We start from the raw sequence: 1047 nt of genomic DNA, 5'->3' as shown, positions 1-1047 counted from the left end.
GCGTAGCTTAGCGTCTCCTCTCCGGAACTGCCCGTGACGCGCAGCGAAACGTCGCTGCCTTGCGGCACCGAGAAGGTCTGGACCGCCTGGTTGGCGTCGGCGGTCAGGAACAGCGGCGCCTTGCCGGTATAGGCGGGCGGCGTCACCCAGGCGTCGATGCGCGGCGGCACGGTATCGCGCGCGGCGCGGGCAACGAAGCCGTCGCTGACCCTGCCGCCGAAGGGCCCGAAGGAGAAGGCCAAAGCGGTGACGAACAGCAGCCCCGCCACGGCGCGCAGGCCCCAGCGATCGTAGTCCGGGACGCGGCTGCGCGGTCGGTCGGCGCCGAGGCTCGACAGCCGCTCGGCCATCCGCTTCTGGTGCTCGCGCCACAAGGCCTGCGAGAAGATGCTCTCGGCGCCGCTGGGACGATCGGTCTGCACCTGGACCGGGCTGTGCAGCAACTGGTTTGCCGCCTCGATACGCCTGTCGATCTCGGCGGCAGAGGGCATGCGGAAGAAACGCAGCGGATAGAGCGCCGCGACCCCGGACAGGGCGAACAGGATCAAGAGGCCGATGCGCGCGACGTCGGGCAGACGCGGGAACAGGCCGAACCACGAAAAGCTGAGAAACAGGCTGATGGCGATCAACAGCGGCAGCACGAGCGGCCAGCCGCGCTCGAAGACCATCGAGGCCCGCGTCGCCAACCGGCTGAGCGCCAAGCGCAAGGCCAGGCCGCGTTCGCCGCTGGAAATGGGTCGTTCCGTCATCGGCCCTTCCTGCCCGGGCGTAAGCCCGGACGTCATCACCAGAAGGATACCAGCAAACACGGCAAAGGCGAGGCGGGTTCCAAAAACGTGAAGCGGTTTTGCCGGGTTATGATCAGAAATTGCCAGGATTCGTATTGGAACCGCAGACCAGGACCGCCACGCGCTCGCCCTCCGCCGGCACATAGCGCCCGGAAAGCATGGCGGCGAAGGCCGCTGCGCCACCCGGCTCGGCGATGATTCGCACGCGGTCCCACAGCGCCTTCTGCGCAGCTATGATGTCGTCGTCGCTGACCAGGAT

Annotated in this window: 1 protein-coding gene and 1 pseudogene; both read right to left on the bottom strand. The window is 67.7% G+C overall.

The window, feature by feature from the left end:
• Positions 1 to 749: DUF4175 family protein (locus tag EOA24_RS39080; protein WP_127410886.1), on the bottom strand; the 749-nt coding region annotated here is incomplete at its 3' end.
• Between the two features lie 112 nt (positions 750 to 861).
• Positions 862 to 1047, bottom strand: a pseudogene (locus EOA24_RS39075) (pyridoxal-phosphate dependent enzyme); the annotation flags it as partial.

Source organism: Mesorhizobium sp. M2A.F.Ca.ET.039.01.1.1, assembly GCF_003998035.1.
Taxonomy (GTDB): domain Bacteria; phylum Pseudomonadota; class Alphaproteobacteria; order Rhizobiales; family Rhizobiaceae; genus Mesorhizobium.
Note: the sequence above shows the minus strand (reverse complement) of the source record. Positions and strands in the feature narration are given on the sequence as shown.